Annotated in this window: 20 protein-coding genes; 7 read left to right on the forward strand and 13 right to left on the reverse strand. The window is 38.3% G+C overall.

The genetic code is table 11. The features are described from left to right. Positions 1 to 12 precede the first annotated feature (12 nt). From rplN to ACM46_RS01015, 12 genes are all read right to left on the reverse strand, one after another. Positions 13 to 381 (reverse strand): 50S ribosomal protein L14, encoded by a 369-nt coding sequence (rplN, locus tag ACM46_RS00960; RefSeq protein ID WP_007839504.1) that lies wholly within the window; start codon positions 379 to 381, stop codon positions 13 to 15. A gap of 2 nt (positions 382 to 383) precedes the next feature. Then, positions 384 to 641 carry a 30S ribosomal protein S17 gene (rpsQ, locus tag ACM46_RS00965; RefSeq protein WP_053073319.1) on the reverse strand — a complete coding sequence of 86 codons (258 nt, stop codon included), beginning with the start codon at positions 639 to 641 and terminating at the stop codon, positions 384 to 386. Between the two features lie 11 nt (positions 642 to 652). Further along, positions 653 to 841 carry a 50S ribosomal protein L29 gene (gene rpmC, locus ACM46_RS00970; RefSeq protein ID WP_048504763.1) on the reverse strand — a complete coding sequence of 63 codons (189 nt, stop codon included), beginning with the start codon at positions 839 to 841 and terminating at the stop codon, positions 653 to 655. Between the two features lie 11 nt (positions 842 to 852). Then, a complete protein-coding gene (gene rplP, locus ACM46_RS00975; protein ID WP_048504764.1) occupies positions 853 to 1,278 on the reverse strand; it encodes a 50S ribosomal protein L16 in 426 nt (141 codons plus the stop codon). 98 nt (positions 1,279 to 1,376) lie between these two features. Continuing rightward, a complete protein-coding gene (rpsC, locus tag ACM46_RS00980; protein WP_048504765.1) occupies positions 1,377 to 2,123 on the reverse strand; it encodes a 30S ribosomal protein S3 in 747 nt (248 codons plus the stop codon). Between the two features lie 7 nt (positions 2,124 to 2,130). Beyond that, the gene (gene rplV / locus ACM46_RS00985) at positions 2,131 to 2,529 is read right to left on the reverse strand and encodes a 50S ribosomal protein L22 (protein WP_047491422.1); all 399 of its coding nucleotides are present in this window, start codon (positions 2,527 to 2,529) and stop codon (positions 2,131 to 2,133) included. A gap of 2 nt (positions 2,530 to 2,531) precedes the next feature. Next, the gene (gene rpsS / locus ACM46_RS00990; protein ID WP_034702850.1) at positions 2,532 to 2,810 is read right to left on the reverse strand and encodes a 30S ribosomal protein S19; all 279 of its coding nucleotides are present in this window, start codon (positions 2,808 to 2,810) and stop codon (positions 2,532 to 2,534) included. 2 nt (positions 2,811 to 2,812) lie between these two features. Continuing rightward, complete coding sequence (gene rplB / locus ACM46_RS00995; RefSeq protein WP_048504766.1) at positions 2,813 to 3,634, reverse strand: 50S ribosomal protein L2; 822 nt, start codon at positions 3,632 to 3,634, stop codon at positions 2,813 to 2,815. A 22-nt stretch (positions 3,635 to 3,656) separates the two neighbouring features. Further along, on the reverse strand, positions 3,657 to 3,947 hold the full coding sequence (rplW, locus tag ACM46_RS01000) for a 50S ribosomal protein L23 (RefSeq protein ID WP_042720941.1): 291 nt from the start codon (positions 3,945 to 3,947) through the stop codon (positions 3,657 to 3,659). A gap of 3 nt (positions 3,948 to 3,950) precedes the next feature. Beyond that, positions 3,951 to 4,580, reverse strand: coding sequence for a 50S ribosomal protein L4 (gene rplD, locus ACM46_RS01005; RefSeq protein ID WP_048504767.1), 630 nt, complete (start codon positions 4,578 to 4,580; stop codon positions 3,951 to 3,953). After that, positions 4,571 to 5,197, reverse strand: coding sequence for a 50S ribosomal protein L3 (gene rplC / locus ACM46_RS01010; protein ID WP_048504768.1), 627 nt, complete (start codon positions 5,195 to 5,197; stop codon positions 4,571 to 4,573). Before rplC ends, rplD begins: the two co-directional genes overlap by 10 nt. Positions 5,198 to 5,444: 247 nt before the next feature. Then, positions 5,445 to 6,209 carry a DeoR/GlpR family DNA-binding transcription regulator gene (locus tag ACM46_RS01015; RefSeq protein ID WP_048504769.1) on the reverse strand — a complete coding sequence of 255 codons (765 nt, stop codon included), beginning with the start codon at positions 6,207 to 6,209 and terminating at the stop codon, positions 5,445 to 5,447. Positions 6,210 to 6,326: 117 nt separating this feature from the next. Between ACM46_RS01015 and ACM46_RS01020 the strand changes: the two genes are divergently transcribed. The 7 genes from ACM46_RS01020 to ACM46_RS01050 all read left to right on the forward strand — a co-directional run bounded on the left by ACM46_RS01020 (position 6,327) and on the right by ACM46_RS01050 (position 15,767). Further along, positions 6,327 to 7,919, forward strand: coding sequence for a glycerol-3-phosphate dehydrogenase/oxidase (locus tag ACM46_RS01020; protein WP_048504770.1), 1,593 nt, complete (start codon positions 6,327 to 6,329; stop codon positions 7,917 to 7,919). Positions 7,920 to 7,930: 11 nt separating this feature from the next. Next, the gene (gene glpK / locus ACM46_RS01025; protein ID WP_048504771.1) at positions 7,931 to 9,427 is read left to right on the forward strand and encodes a glycerol kinase GlpK; all 1,497 of its coding nucleotides are present in this window, start codon (positions 7,931 to 7,933) and stop codon (positions 9,425 to 9,427) included. A gap of 22 nt (positions 9,428 to 9,449) precedes the next feature. Next, complete coding sequence (locus ACM46_RS01030) at positions 9,450 to 10,181, forward strand: MIP/aquaporin family protein (protein WP_048504772.1); 732 nt, start codon at positions 9,450 to 9,452, stop codon at positions 10,179 to 10,181. A gap of 8 nt (positions 10,182 to 10,189) precedes the next feature. Then, on the forward strand, positions 10,190 to 10,990 hold the full coding sequence (locus ACM46_RS01035; RefSeq protein ID WP_048504773.1) for a hypothetical protein: 801 nt from the start codon (positions 10,190 to 10,192) through the stop codon (positions 10,988 to 10,990). Positions 10,991 to 11,539: 549 nt separating this feature from the next. After that, positions 11,540 to 11,956 carry a hypothetical protein gene (locus ACM46_RS01040; RefSeq protein WP_048504774.1) on the forward strand — a complete coding sequence of 139 codons (417 nt, stop codon included), beginning with the start codon at positions 11,540 to 11,542 and terminating at the stop codon, positions 11,954 to 11,956. Beyond that, positions 11,956 to 12,927, forward strand: a complete 972-nt coding sequence (locus tag ACM46_RS01045) for a hypothetical protein (RefSeq protein WP_048504775.1) — start codon at positions 11,956 to 11,958, stop codon at positions 12,925 to 12,927. The genes ACM46_RS01040 and ACM46_RS01045 overlap by 1 nt, the downstream gene beginning before the upstream one ends. Before the next feature lie 113 nt (positions 12,928 to 13,040). Continuing rightward, the gene (locus tag ACM46_RS01050) at positions 13,041 to 15,767 is read left to right on the forward strand and encodes a hypothetical protein (RefSeq protein WP_048504776.1); all 2,727 of its coding nucleotides are present in this window, start codon (positions 13,041 to 13,043) and stop codon (positions 15,765 to 15,767) included. 35 nt (positions 15,768 to 15,802) lie between these two features. Here the strand turns inward: ACM46_RS01050 and ACM46_RS01055 are convergent, their stop codons facing one another. Continuing rightward, complete coding sequence (locus ACM46_RS01055; protein ID WP_048504777.1) at positions 15,803 to 16,300, reverse strand: low affinity iron permease family protein; 498 nt, start codon at positions 16,298 to 16,300, stop codon at positions 15,803 to 15,805. Positions 16,301 to 16,665 lie beyond the last annotated feature (365 nt).

The raw sequence follows: 16,665 nt of genomic DNA on the forward strand, positions 1-16,665 counted from the left end.
AAATTTTTAAAATTAAAGTACTTCAGGAGCTAATGAAATGATTTTCATATATTCTTTGTCTCTCAACTCACGAGCAACCGGTCCGAAAACACGCGTTCCTCTCATTTCTCCCGCTGCGTTTAGTAATACACAAGCATTGTCTTCGAATTTGATGTATGAACCATCTTTTCTTCTCACTGCTTTTTTAGTTCTTACTACTACAGCTTTAGATACCTGACCTTTTTTAGCATTTCCTGATGGCGTAGAATCCTTGATAGTAACAACGATTTTATCACCAACTGAAGCATATCTTCTTCTGGTTCCTCCCAGAACTCTAATAACCAGTACTTCTTTAGCACCTGTGTTATCAGCAACTTTTAATCTTGATTCTGTTTGTAACATTATTACTTAGCTTTTTCAATGATTCTTACTAATCTCCATCTCTTGCTCTTGCTCAAAGGTCTAGTTTCTTGGATAAGAACTGTATCTCCTTCTGTGCATTCGTTGTTCTCGTCGTGTGCAGTATATTTTTTCGTTTTCAATACGAATTTACCGTACATCGGGTGCTTTACTCTCGTAGTCTCACTTACAACAATGGTCTTTTCCATTTTATTGCTGGAAACTATTCCGATTCTTTCTTTTCTTAAGTTTCTTTCCATAATGTATGAAAATCTTATTGTTGTTTAGTGGTTAACTCAGTGTTTAATCTAGCGATTGTTCTTCTCAAATCTCTGATTTGGATCGGGTTTTCAATTGGACTGATTTTGTGAGCCAATTTCAGTTTTGAATATTGAGCTTTCAATTCATCAAGTTTTACTTGAATATCACCCGCGCTTAAATTTTTAATATCAGCTTGTTTCATTGTATCAAAGATTATAGAGGTTTAACAAAATCGTTAGCAACTACGAATTTAGTAACTACCGGTAGTTTCTGTGCAGCAAGTCTTAAAGCTTCCTTAGCGATTTCGTAAGGTACCCCTCCGATTTCGAACATGATCTTACCTGGCTTCACTACAGCTACCCAATATTCCACGGCACCTTTACCTTTACCCATACGTACTTCGGCTGGTTTTTTAGTAATTGGCTTATCCGGGAAGATTTTGATCCATAGCTGACCTTCTCTCTTCATATATCTTGTCGCAGCGATACGAGCAGCTTCGATTTGTCTTGCAGTAATCCAAGCACCTTCTATAGCTTTGATTCCAAAAGTTCCGTAAGCAAGTTGATTACCTCTTTGAGCAATCCCCTTCATCTTCATCTTATGAACTCTACGGAATTTGGTTCTTTTTGGTTGTAACATAATTTCTAAATTTTAGATTTTAGATTTTAGATTTTAGATTTTTTATATTTTAAAAAAGTAACGGTAATTTAAAATTCAAAATTTCTAACCTAAAATTTTTAATTATTATTGTTATTATTGTTATTTTTTCTAGGTCTTCTGTTGTCTCTGTCTCCTCTGTTTCCGCCTCCTGAAGGACCTCCTTTTTTCTGTTGTCCCACTAGTGGAGAAAGTTCTCTTTTACCGTAAACTTCCCCTTTCATGATCCAAACTTTCACTCCTAATCTACCGTAAGTAGTGTGAGCTTCTGCCCAGTGATAATCAATATCAGCTCTGAAAGTAGACAATGGAATTCTTCCTTCTTTGAAAGATTCGCTTCTTGCCATTTCAGCTCCGTTCAATCTACCAGAGATTTGAACTTTGATTCCTTCAGCACCCATTCTCATTGTACTTGCCATCGCCATTTTAACAGCTCTTCTGTAAGAAATTCTGTTTTCAATCTGCTTAGAGATGCTGTCAGCTACTAATACTGCATCAAGTTCAGGTCTTTTGATTTCGAAAATGTTGATTTGAATATCCTTACCTGTAAGTTTCTTCAATTCTTCTTTCAATTTATCAACTTCCTGTCCTCCTTTACCGATAATAAGTCCCGGTCTTGCAGTTGTGATTGTTACTGTTACTAATTTTAGTGTTCTTTCAATAAAAATCTTTGAAATACCACCTTTAGATAATCTAGCCTCAAGGTATCTTCTGATTTTGTAGTCTTCCGCGATTCTGTCTCCATAATCGTTTCCGCCAAACCAGTTAGAATCCCATCCTCTGATGATACCTAGTCTGTTACCAATTGGATTTGTCTTCTGTCCCATACCTTGATTAATTTTCTTTATTACCTAAGATTAATGTAACGTGGTTAGATCTTTTTCTGATTCTGTACCCTCTACCTTGTGGAGCCGGTCTCAGTCTCTTCAATTGTCTTGCACTATCCACGAAGATTTCTTTAACGATAAGGTTTGCTTCTTCAATATCAGCACCTTCGTTTTTAGTCTGCCAGTTTGCCATAGCAGAAAGAAGTAATTTCTCTAATTTGTTAGAGGCTTCTTTTTTAGAATATTTTAGGATATAAAGAGCTTTATCTACCTGCTCTCCTCTAATGATATCAGCAACTAATCTCATTTTTCTTGGAGATGATGGGCAGTCATTTAATGAAGCTTTTACAACGTCTTTGTTAGCTTCTTTTCTTGCGATTGCGCTATCTTGTTTTCTTGATCCCATGATTATCTACTTCCTTTGTTTTTGTTACCACCATGACCTCTGAAAGATCTTGTTGGAGAAAATTCGCCTAACTTGTGACCAACCATGTTTTCTGTTACATAAACAGGAATAAAAGATTTCCCGTTGTGTACAGCAATAGTTTGTCCTACGAAGTCCGGAGAGATCATCGATGCTCTAGACCAAGTTTTAATAACTGTCTTCTTACCAGACTCTATATTTGTCTGAACCTTCTTATCTAAAGTATGATGAATGAATGGTCCTTTTTTAAGTGATCTTGCCATAATTATTTACGTTTAGATATGATATGACGGTTAGACGCTTTGTTTTTCTTTCTGGTTTTGTAACCTTTAGCCGGTTTACCGTTTCTAGATCTTGGGTGACCTCCAGAAGAACGACCTTCACCACCTCCCATTGGGTGATCTACAGGGTTCATTACTACCGGTCTAGTTCTAGGTCTTCTACCTAACCATCTGCTTCTACCAGCCTTACCTGAAACAGTTAACTGATGATCAGAGTTAGAAACAGATCCAATCATTGCATAACACTCAGTAAGGATCATTCTAGATTCTCCTGAAGGCAATTTGATGATTGCATATTTTCCGTCTCTTGAAGTTAATTGAGCTGAAGAACCAGCACTTCTTGCTAAAATAGCACCTTGTCCAGGCTTCATTTCAACACAAGAAATTACAGTACCCAATGGAATATTTTTCAATTTCATTGCGTTACCTACGTTTGGCTCTACGCTTTCACCTGAAACTACTTTCTGATCTACTTTGATACCGTTTGGAGCGATGATATATCTCTTCTCTCCATCTGCGTACTCTAATAAAGCAATAAATGCAGTTCTGTTTGGATCATATTCTACAGTCTTTACGGTAGCTTCAACGTCATGCTTGTTTCTTTTGAAGTCGATAATTCTGTATTTCTTTTTGTGTCCACCTCCGGTGTAACGCATGGTCATTTTACCAGTTTGGTTACGTCCACCTGACTTACTAATACCAACTGTTAGAGACTTCTCTGGTTTGTTGGTAGTAATTTCCTCAAAATTGTTTACAATTCTGAATCTCTGTCCTGGGGTGATAGGTTTTAATTTTCTAACAGACATTACTATTATTTATAATTGATAATTAATTTACAGCAAAAATATCGATAACCTCACCTTCAGCAAGTTTGATTACCGCTTTTTTCAATTTGTTTGTCTTTCCTACTTGAAGACCTTTTTTAGTGTATTTCGAAGAAACCTTCGGAGCATAAATCATTGTGTTAACGTCTGCTACTTTTACACCATAAGCCGCTTCCACAGCTTTCTTAATTTGGATTTTATTCGCCTTAGTATCTACCAAGAAAGAATAAGAACCTCTTAAATCTGTAAGGTAGTTAGCCTTTTCTGAGATTACTGGTTTAATGATAATAGACATGATTTATTTCTTTAAGTTTTCCTGGAATTTTTCAACTGCACCTTCTAAGAATACGATCTCACCTGCGTTGATTAAGTCATATGAGCTGATCTCACTGAAGTTCATCACTTTAGTTTTAGGTAAGTTTCTTGAAGATAAATACACATTCTTGTTAGCTTCAGGAAGAACGAACAAAGATTTTTTATCGTTCAATGCCAAAGCATTTAGGATATTGATAAAATCTTTAGTTTTAGGAGCGTTAAGGCTCAAATCTTCCACTACTTTAATGCTGTTGTCTCTCATTTTCTGAGATAAAACAGATTTCTTAGCTAATCTCTTAAGAGCTTTGTTCAATTTGAATCTGTAGTCTCTTGGTTTTGGTCCGAATACTCTACCTCCACCTCTGAAAGTTGGAGATTTGATATCACCATATCTAGCAGAACCAGATCCTTTTTGCTTCTTAAGCTTTTTAGTAGAAGCAGTAATTTCGCTTCTTTCTTTTGCTTTATGAGTCCCTTGTCTCTGTGCTGCAAGGTACTGTTTAACTTCTAAGTAAACCGCGTGCTGATTTGGCTCAATTCCGAATACTGATTCGTCAAGAGTTACTTTTCTTCCGGTCTCTTTTCCTGATGTATTTAATACTACTAGTTCCATTTTCTGATAATTACATAAGAATTTTTAGCTCCCGGAACAGCACCTTTTACTACTAAAAGATTTTGTTCTTGATCCACTTTTAATACTTGAAGGTTTTGTACAGTTACCTGCTTACCTCCCATTCTACCCGCCATTCTCATTCCTTTGAATACTCTTGAAGGATCCGATCCAGCACCGATAGAACCTGGAGCTCTAAGTCTGTTGTGCTGACCATGAGTAGCTTGCATTACACCTCCAAAGCCATGTCTTTTAACAACACCCTGGAAACCTTTACCTTTTGAAGTTCCTGTTACGTCAACATATTCACCTTCAGCGAATAAATCAACTTTTACTTCTTCTCCTACTTTTACTTCGTCTACGAATTCTCTGTAGAATTCTACCAACTTAGCTTTTGGAGCAGAACCAGCCTTTTTGAAATGGCCAGCTAACGCTTTACCTACGTTCTTTTCACTCTTGTCATCGAAACCTAACTGAACTGACTTATAACCGTCTTTTTCAATGGTTCTGACCTGTAAAACCGAGCATGGACCAGCCTGAATAACTGTACAAGGAATATTTTTCCCCGCTTCGTCAAACAAAGACGTCATACCGATTTTTTTACCAATAATACCTGACATTGTTTATATTAAATAAAATTTATCTTTCTAATTTCCACATTTTTAGATGGTCTGAAGTAATTTCTACTTTTGATATAGGCATACTACGCCCCTAAAATGGAGTGTGCAAATTTATGAATATTTTTATAACTGACAAATATTTTGAGTAAAATATTTTGATTTTTAATCAATTAGATGATTTCAGAAAAATCCGGACGAAATTTTCAGAGAATTTATTTTGATTTTTAAAAAGAAATTAAGAAGAAGGTTATTTAACAATCACAGAAACGCCTATTTCCTCCAAAGCCGCTCTATCTTCATCACAAATACCATGATCCGTGATCAGATAATCGATCTTGTCTAAAGGTGCAATCTTTCCGAACCCTTTTTTATTTAGTTTGGAAGAATCTCCAAGAATAACCACTTTTTCGGAACACGCAATCATCAGCTGATTCAGGTGAGCCTCTGCCGCGTTGGATGTACTGATTCCAAACTCCATATCAATCCCGTCTACTCCAAGGAAAAGCTTGTTGCAGGAAAACTGCCGGAGAATGGTTTCCGAAATAGATCCTACAATAGAGGTAGAACTTTTCCTAACTTCACCACCCAGCTGGATGATATTAATATTAGGATTATTACAAAGCTCCAACGCAACTCTTAGAGAAGAAGTAAGAACAGTAAGCGGACCGAAGTTCACCAGCATCCTTGCCAGATAATGCATCGTAGTTCCGGAAGCCAGAATAATACAGTCATTCTCCTGAATAAGCTGCAAAGCCGCTTTCGCTATATTCTGCTTGGCTTCTACATTAATGCTTTCTTTCTCATCTACATTCCTTTCATAAGCATAGCGTACATGTTTACTGGCTCCCCCGTGATTTCTGAAAAGCAACCCCAGACTTTCGAGATAATTCAGATCCTTTCGAACCGTAACCGACGAAACATTCAGCTTCTCGCACAAATCCTGTACGAGTACGTGACCTTTTTCATCCAACTCTTTAAGTATATCGTTATGCCGTGGTATTAACTTTTCCATTCTATTTCTTTCATCAAAAATACCATTTTTTTTCGAGACCGATAAAATTTCATTTATTTTCTTTTTAGTTTCGTTTTTAATTTATACATTTGAAAACGAAACATAAACGAAACATTTATGAAACGAAACGAAGAACTTAGTAAATTAACCGGCGTTAAGGAATGGGACTTTATCATCATCGGAGGTGGAGCCAGTGGATTGGGTTCCGCATTAGATGCTACCAGCAGAGGATTCAAAACCCTGCTTCTTGAATCCCATGATTTTGCAAAAGCAACATCCAGCCGAAGCACCAAACTGGTACACGGCGGTGTAAGATATCTTGCACAGGGAGATGTAGGACTTGTAAAAGAAGCCCTGAAAGAAAGAGGTCTTCTGGCCCAAAATGCAGCACATGTCGTAAAAAACCAGTCATTTATTATTCCTAATTATACATGGTGGGGAGGCATATATTATAAGATAGGATTATCCATCTACGATTTTCTTGCGGGAAAACTCAGCCTTGGAAAAACAAAATACATCAACAAAGCCAAAACTGTTGAAAAGCTGCCAACTATTGAACAGCACAATCTCGCAAGCGGTGTTGTGTATCAGGACGGGCAGTTTGATGATGCAAGACTAGCCATTAATTTATCCCAGACCATTATAGAAAAAGGAGGCAGCGCTATTAACTATATGAAAGTAACAGGTCTTCTGAAAAATGATTCCGGAAAAATAAACGGAGTTCAGGCAGAAGATCAGTTTTCAAACCAGAAATATGAGCTACGTGCAAAAGCAGTGATCAATGCAACAGGCGTGTTCACCAATGATATTCTGAACATGAACAATCCTAAGCATGGTAAGTTTGTTGTTCCGAGCCAGGGTATTCACCTGGTACTGGATAAATCTTTCCTTAAAAGTGATGATGCCATCATGATTCCTAAAACATCAGACGGCAGAGTTCTTTTTGTTGTTCCGTGGCACGACAGAGCGTTAGTAGGAACCACGGACACACTTCTGGAAAATCCAAGCTTCGAACCGCATGCTTTAGAATCTGAAATTAACTTCGTTTTAAATACAGCCAGACAATATTTAGCCAAGAAACCGACAAGAGAAGATGTAAAGTCGATGTTTGCAGGATTAAGACCACTTGCCGCTCCAAAAGAAGGAGGAAAAAGCACTAAGGAAGTTTCCAGAAGCCACAAAGTCATTACTTCAGATACCGGTCTTGTTTCTATCATCGGTGGAAAATGGACCACTTACCGTAAAATGGCAGAAGACACCATTGATAAGGCTGTAGAAATCCTTCATTTAAACGGAGGACCTTCCCAAACAGAAAATATGTCTATTCATGGTAATATAAAAGCCGAGCTCGTAGACCGTACCAACCATCTTTATGTATACGGATCTGATATCCCTGCCATAAAAGCATTACAAAACAGCGATCCGCAGTATTCGCAAAAGATTCATCCGGATCATGCTTTTACTATTGCAGAAGCAGTTTGGGCCCTGAGACACGAAATGGCAGAAACCATAGAAGATATTCTCGCCAGAAGAGTCCGCCTCTTATTTTTAGATGCCAGAGCTGCTATCGACAGCGCACATACCATTGCACAACTTATTGCCAGAGAAAAAGGATATTCTCAGGAATGGGCAAATGAACAGGAAAAAGAATTTATTGAATTAGCAAAAGGATATTTATTAACGCCTTACTCTCCCAAAACTATTAATTAAAAATTTGCAGTATGAAGGAAAAACTGATTCTCGCTCTGGACCAGGGGACAACATCCTCCAGAGCCATTTTATTCAATCACAGCGGAGCTATAGAATACATCTCCCAGAAAAATTTTGAACAGATCTTCCCTACTCCGGGATGGGTAGAGCACGATCCCAACGAAATCTGGTCTTCCCAGATCTCGGTTGCCGCAGAAATTATTGCCAAAGCAGGTATTTCCGGACTGGAAGTAGCCGCCATCGGGATTACCAATCAGCGTGAAACCACCGTCGTCTGGGACAAAGAAACCGGTGAGCCTATTTATAATGCTATTGTATGGCAGGACAGAAGAACAGCCAAATACTGCGACGAATTAAAAGAGCAGGGCCATGCTGAGATTATCAGAGAGAAAACAGGACTTGTACTGGATGCCTATTTTTCGGCAACCAAATTAAAATGGATCCTGGATAATGTTGAGGGAGCAAGAGAAAAGGCAGCGGAAGGAAAAATATGTTTTGGAACGGTAGACACATGGCTTGTTTGGAAACTGACCCGCGGAAAAATGTTTATTACCGATGTTTCCAATGCCAGCAGAACAATGCTTCTGAATATTCATACTTTAGAATGGGACCAGGATCTTCTGGATTTATTTGATATTCCGAGATCTGTTCTTCCTGAAGTAAAACAAAGCAGTGAAATCTACGGCGAAACGGCCACTACTCTATTTTCAACTAAAATTCCTATTGCGGGAATCGCAGGAGACCAGCAGGCCGCATTATTCGGGCAGATGTGCATCACACCCGGAATGGTAAAAAACACCTACGGAACAGGATGTTTCTTATTAATGAATACAGGAAAAGAAGCCGTATCTTCAAAAAACAACCTGCTGACTACGGTTGCATGGAAAATAAACGGAGAAGTGAATTACGCACTGGAAGGAAGTGTTTTTGTAGGCGGTGCAGCTATACAATGGCTTAGAGACGGACTTAAACTGATCCATTCATCTGAAGAAGTGAATGATCTTGCGGCCAGTGTAGAAGATAACGGAGGCGTTTATTTCGTCCCTGCTCTTACCGGACTGGGTGCTCCGTATTGGGATCAGTATGCCAGAGGAACCATTGTAGGAGTTACCCGCGGAACTACGAACGGCCATATCGCAAGAGCTACTTTGGAAGGAATAGCATTCCAGGTGTATGATATCGTGAAATCTATGGAAGCTGATTCGGGAAGAGCCAGTCTGGAACTGAGAGTAGACGGAGGTGCATCGGCAAGTGATCTTCTGATGCAGATACAATCAGATATTTTCGGATTTAAAATCACCAGACCAAAAACACTTGAAACAACAGCATTAGGAGCAGCCTATCTTGCAGGATTGGCGGTAGGATACTGGAAAGACCTCAATGAAATACAGTCTCAATGGATTGTAGACAAAGACTTTCACCCTAAACTGGATAAAGAGAAAACCGATAAAATGATTCATTTCTGGAACAAAGCCGTAACACGTACTCAAAACTGGATAGAAGACTAAATCCACCTTAAAAAAACTACTCATGAACCCATTTACCGCAGAACTCATAGGCACCATGCTTATGATATTATTAGGCAACGGCGTTGTAGCCAATGTTGTTTTAAAGAATACCAAAGGAAATAATTCAGGTTGGATTGTTATTACCACTGCCTGGGCCCTGGCCGTTTTTGTAGGGGTCACGGTTGCAGGACCGGTAAGCGGTGCCCATCTGAATCCGGCTGTAACGATAGGTCTGGCTGTTGCAGGAAAGTTCTCATGGGATCTTGCTCCTTCTTATATTGCCGCGCAAATGCTTGGGGCAATGCTTGGAGCTTTCCTTGTCTGGCTCTTCAACAAAGATCATTTTGCCATTACGGAAGATGAAGGCGCTAAACTGGCATGTTTCAGCACCGGACCTGCCATCAGAAATACGTTTTCCAATCTTGTCAGTGAGATTATCGGAGCTTTTGTTTTGGTATTCGTTATATTTCACTTTTCAGATCCCAATATTTCTCTGACTACGGATCCGACAGCCAAAGTAGGACTCGGTTCAGTAGGAGCTCTTCCTGTTACTTTATTGGTTTGGGCTATCGGTTTATCGTTAGGCGGAACAACAGGTTATGCCATTAATCCCGCCAGAGATTTAGGTCCAAGAATCATGCATGCTTTACTTCCGGTAAAAGGCAGCAGCGACTGGGGATACGCTTGGATCCCTATTGTTGGACCTATTCTGGGCAGTATCATTGCTGCCGTTCTCTATGGAATCTTAAAATAAAAAGCACCATGAAAGTTGTAAAAATAGCATGCCTGATTATTTTAGGCACAGGGAAACTATTCTCTCAGGAGAACACAGAAGCTAAGGAAAGCAGCAGACTGGATTTCACGGCAAACATTCAGAACAACCACTTGTGGAGAGGCCTGATTATTACAGACAAACCTGTGGTCATGGGAAATCTGTCTTATGCACTGGACTCTGAAAAGAAATGGAAAGCAGGAATCTGGGGAGCCTCTTCCCTCACGGATGATAAAGATGGAACCCATTATAAGGAGATCAATTATTATATTCAATATTCAGACGGCAGGCTTTATATCGGGCTGTGGGATTTGTTCAATTCAAGAAATATCAATACTGCAGTTGCTTCAGAGGATATCTTTAATTACTCGCAGAGGAGAACCGCCCATATCATTGATCTCAGGACCAATTATACTTTCGGACCTTCTTTTCCTTTGAATATTGAAGCTGACATTATGCTTTACGGAGGAGCCAATGCAGGAGAAGTTGTTTTGAAAGAAGACGGAAGCTATAAAAAGAATAAATATTCCACCTATGTTCAGGTAAGCTATCCGGTGATTGCCGGGCAAAAGGTAAACCTGGATGCTTTTGTGGGTGCAGGATTTGCCCTTAATGACCGTTATTTTCTTTATGGGAACGGCAAAAACAGTTTTGATGTGGTGAATGTAGGAGTAAAAGCGGGTAAGACCATTAAAATTACGGAACACTACAGTCTTCCGGTTGCTATGATGGCTATGTGGAATCCTTCGAACAAATATGCAAGAATTCAACTGGCTGCTACGGTTTTCTAATCTGAGTTTTAACTTAATTATATAGAAGCCACTCCAATCCGGGGTGGTTTTTTGCTGATATCTGAATTGTTTTTTAACCATTAAGATGAAGGAAGGAGATAAGGCAAATTAAGAGAAAATCAAATGATTCTTTTCAGCCGCACATCTTAAAGCGGAGCTCACCTTAATATTCTTAAAAACTTAATAAACCTTAATGGTTAAACATTTAGAGCTATCATAAGTTTTTCATCAACAATATTTTTTTTGTCTTCCGAGTTAAAAATACAACCACAAAAGACACAAAAGTTTTCAACGCTTTAGTTTTTAAGTAAATACTTTGCACACAGGAAGTACACCTAAGTTTCATAAAAATCAAAAGATTTTTATAAGTTAATTTCTGAAATCAGCTTTATCTGCAAAATCAGCGAGAGATAAAATAATTAAAGTTGAATTGCAAAGTCTTTCAAAAAGTTTTTATGTCTTTTGTAGATTAAAAAGTGTCCAACAGCCAATAACCGTGTTTTTACGGTTTAATTTTTGCTCAGATATTTCTAATTTTGGAAAAAAAAGATGAAGAAAATTTTCAGCTTACTCGTTTTATGCATCAGCATTTTATCTTTTGCACAGACAAAAGCTCCATTTTCAGGTCACAGAAGTTTTGATATTCTTCAGGGATTCAGCGGATCCGGAACTCCTCATTATTATCTGGACATCAAGAAAAACGGAGATGTCTATTTCGGATTTGTACAGGTGAATCAGGCAGACAGAACTGAAACCACAGAAGAAGTCAATGCAGGAAAATACAATCCAAAAGTCATGAAAGTAGTTTTCAAAAAATACGGTGAAACCTTCTATGTGAAATTCGATAAGGACAATATCTACCTTACGGATAAAGAAGGAAACATTCAGAAGTCCGAAGACTGCTGCTCTTCTATGGAAAGCGCAACCCAGGATATCTGTACCTGCGAAAGTCAACTGTATAAGTAATGAAAATACTCAAGCTTCTATTTATTTTCCTTCTTTTGGCCTCCTGTGGCGGAAAAGAAAATCATCCTTATACTTTTTATTACTGGAAAACCTCTTTAAAGCTTGATCAGGAAGAGAAAAAAGCACTGAACAAAGCTTCCGTACCATTTCTCTACACCCGGTTTTTTGATATTGATAAAGCCGGAGGAAAGTTCCAGCCGGTTGGTGTGATCACGCACAATGCAAGCTTTCAAACGGATAAGACGATTGTACCTACTGTTTTCATTACCAATCAGTCTATGTATCATATTTCTGCAGAGGAAATCAAATTCCTGGCGAAAAACATTGATGATCTGGTGAAAAAGAAAGCAAAGGAGTACGGTTTAAAGATGAATAATGAAATTCAGATCGACTGCGACTGGACAGCGGGAACAAGGGATGATTATTTTAAATTTTTAAAGGAACTGAAAAAGGTTTCCGGAAAAGAAATCACCTGCACGCTGCGTCTTCATCAGGTGAAAGATAAAAACCAAACCGGAATTCCGCCTGTGGAAAAGGTATATCTGATGTGCTACTCTACTTCCTCACCATTGGAAAACTCCAATAAAAATTCAATTCTGGATGTAGCCACCTTAAAAAGTTATCTTTCAAAACTGGAAGATTATCCTGTCAAAAAAATAGAGGTCGCACTTCCTGTTTACTCCTGGGGAATTGTCACCAATCATCTTGAAAAACATAAATTAATTAATGCCCTGTCTAAAAAAGATCTGGAAAATCCCGGATTTAAAAAGATCTCGGACAATGAGGTTGAAATTATTAAAGACGGCTTCTATTTCGGAAGTTTTTTAAGCAAAGGATTCAGGATAAAAGTGGAGGAGATATCAACGGAACAACTGGAAGATGTCATCCGTTTTCTGGAGAAAAAAATACCTGCCTTTAATGTAATTTATTATCAATTAGATAGTAAATTTGTAAGTAACCGAAATTTTTAATGGTTTTCAAGCTTATTAAACAGGTTGTCAACTACGCAGATACAGAAAGACACTATGAGTTTTTTAAATTCTGCTGAAATTTAATTATAAAAATAAAAACACCCATTAACTATATGAAAAAGTATATTCTTTCACTGGCGGTTCTATCGCTGTTTTATACTGAATCTCGCGCCTGCGCGTGGTCAGATCCTGATTATGAATATTTCAACCTGTTTACGCAGAGCATCATTAAGGATAAGTCTTATCTTCCTTTTTTACTCACGTATTCAAACAGGTTTTATGGTGATTATAAAGGCATGACGATTCCTGATGATAATATCGAGACCTGGAAGAAATTCTTCAACAACCAGCTCAACTATGCAGAAACAGAGAATCTGGTGTATAAGATAAGCATGAACGACCTCAATGCTTTAAAAAACGGAAATCCGGGTAATCCTTTGCTGCAAAAACTGGGAACAGGATTCTACCAAAAATATAAAGAAGGCATCGATTATTTAATTGAAGCCAAATACCTGGAGCCGTACATGAGTATTAATTATGTGGAAAGTTCGGACTCTTTTTACAACAGCGGCCCGTCAAAGAGTCTAAACGCCACTTCCATTGATTATGCTAAAACAGTGAATGCACTGACTTCTTTGTACAATGCCACCCGAAATCCGGAAATCAAGCAGCGTTACGGATATCAGTTGGTAAGATTCAATCATTATACAAGAAATTACGATGCTGCTCTTGAAGCGTTCAAAACCTATATAGAGCCCATCAAACAGAAAGGCACGGTGTATTTTATGGCACTGGATCAGCTTGCAGGTGCTCAAAGGGGGAAAGAAATGAACAGTGATGCCAACTGGAACTTTTTCCAGGTTTTCATGAACAGCAAAGACCGTAAAGAATCTGCTTTTGTTTCGATGAAACTTTCGGATACGGCTTCTTTCAGCAACATCATGAAAAGAGCGGGCACCAATGATGAGAAAAATATGGCGTATTTCCTTTTAGGCTATGAAGGTTTCAACAACCCTATTCCTATCATGGAAAAGATGTATGACATCAACCCGGATTCAGAAATTCTGAAAGTGATGGCCGTAAGAAGTATCAATGAACTGGAAAGAAGTTATCTTCCTATTTATTATTACACATCGGACGCTACAGACAGTCCCAACGTAATGAGAGGGAATGCGGATGATCATGACAAAACATCTAAGGATTCAACTGCGGAACCTGCCGAAGCAAAAAAAGAAGAGAAGCTTTCGTTCTGGCAAAAGATTGTAAGGTTCTTTAAAAATCTGTTTGGAGGATCAAAATCGGATGGAGCCAACGGAGATAAAAATAAGCAGAGCGATGATGAACTGCTGAACAACCCGGACAGAATTCCGTTCTACACAAAATCCAGCTACGGCTACGATGAGAAAACAAAAGATTATCTGGACGATCTGGAAAAATTCGCAGAGAAAACCGCCAAAGTCTCTAAGGATGAATACTGGCAGATTGCTGATGCTTACCTGAAATTCCTTAAAAAAGACTATAAGACAAGTACGGAAATCCTGGAAGATATTAAAACCACGAATCCGGAATATCTGGAAGAAATTAAAAGAATGAAGGTTCTGAATGATATTGTGTCTCATCCAAAAATAGATGCAGAATTCGAAGATCATCTGATGAAAGACTATGCTGATTATTTTGTAAAAAAAGAAATAAAGAAAGACAGCACAGCGACTTCTGATTATGATTATTACGGGGAAACACCGTCTACTGCAGATTTCCTTAAAGATGTTCTGGCCAACCGTTATTTCCTTCAGGGAGAAGACGGAAAATCGTTCCTGATGAACAACAAACTGTCGGATCTTCAGTACAACCCAAATTCAAGTTTGGTTAAAAGTGTTGAAGACTTCTACAAAAAACCAAATAAGACTCAGTTTGAGCAGCAGATCATCGCTAAGAATATGGATAATGTAGGAAACATTGATGCCTTCTTCAGTATGATTTACGGTGACAGGGCGATGAAACAGGCCGATTTCGAAAAAGCAAAATCCTATTACGAAAAAGCACAAAGTTTCGCCGGCATCCCGAGAATGAATTACGACTGGACCGATAAAGGAGAAGTAATCACTCCAAAACAATATGCTCCGGGTGAATACAATGGCTTCAAAGACATTTCGAATCTTGTTTTCGGGCACAATATGTGGGAAAGTTTCGGAAGTGCTGAAACGGAAAGTATGGAAGCTGAAGATTATTCGGCATTCCCATTCATTAAAGAAAGCATGAATAAGCTTGAACTGACGGATGCTTTGATTCAGCTTAAAAAGATCAGCGCCGGAACAGATGAAAAGGCAGCCAAAGCCAACCAGCTTATAGGAAACCTTCTCTATAATACTTCAAGCTTGGGGTATTACCGACAGCTTTTCGTAATGGATATCGACAACAGCAACGGAGGAAAGTATGATTTCTGGAATACGGACAGAAAGAATCCTTATAAATATTATTACAAAAACTTCCTGTATACCACTTATATTGAACCTGATAATTTTGATCTTGCCATCAATTATTACCAAAAAACGCTGAAGCTTTCACAAGACAAGGAACAGAGAGCCAGAGTTCTTTTCCAGATGGCGAGTGCAGAACAGGGGAAATATTATCAATATGAAGCGAAAAACCAGGTGAATATCAATTATTCGGATCCTAAATATTCTGAAAAAGAACAGGCTCACCAAAACGAGCTCGACAATATCAGAAATGAAAAATACAGAACTTATTTTGCCCAGCTGAAATCTCAGTATGCCGATACTGAAACTTTGAAAGGACTATCGGGAAGCTGTAGCTATTTCGGATATTTTCTGAGAAGATAATTGAACATACATTGATATAAAAGAAAAAGGAATCGCTATGATTCCTTTTTTTGTTGCTGTTTGGAAAGCCATTCTTCATGTTTCCGTTTAAAGAATTCATGTTTGTAATCCTGATTTCGCTGCGCCGCATCTATGGAGTGCGAGGTATGAATATCTGCATCTTCTTTCGCAAACTTAGCCAGTTCTTCATAATAGCAGTGAAGCTGGTCCAGTTCTTTTTCCGTCAGGTCTTCAATATCTACAATTCTGTTGCTTGCTTTTTCATGGGCCGCAATCAGTTCGTTGAGCTTAATCTGTATTGCTTTCGAATCTTTATTCTGTGCTTTCTGAATTAAAAATACCATCAGAAAAGTGATAATGGTGGTTCCGGTATTAATGACGAGCTGCCAGGTTTCAGAATAATTAAAAACAGGTCCCGATACGGCCCATATCACTACAATCAGTACTGCACCTATGAATGCCATTGAACTTCCTGTAAACTTGGTAGCCCAGTCTGAAAATTTTTCAAAAAGATTATTGTTTTTATGGCTCATGCTGTCAATTCTTTTAATAAATGTATTGAATTAACTTGAATCGGGTGTAAGAAAGTTGGAATATTTGTGGGGATGGGAGTTGGGAGATGGTGTTGCTTTTTTGTCTCTCGCGGATTGAGCGGATGAAGCAGATTGTTTTCTGTATTTATATTAAAAAGTTTATCCTGAGTTCGGTGTTTTTTGTAAATATGTTATAAGTCTTATTATGCTTAACCTGAAACATCCTTGTCAAGGTTTTGAACCTTGACAAGGATAGTTGTGGTCATTCATTCAGGTTAATTAAAAGAAAAACAGTCGTCATTCAGACTTCAATAAACTTCCATCCCCAAGCTTCCATCTTCTTTTCTTCACCACACTTCTCTTCT

The organism is Chryseobacterium angstadtii, from assembly GCF_001045465.1.
Lineage (GTDB): Bacteria > Bacteroidota > Bacteroidia > Flavobacteriales > Weeksellaceae > Chryseobacterium > Chryseobacterium angstadtii.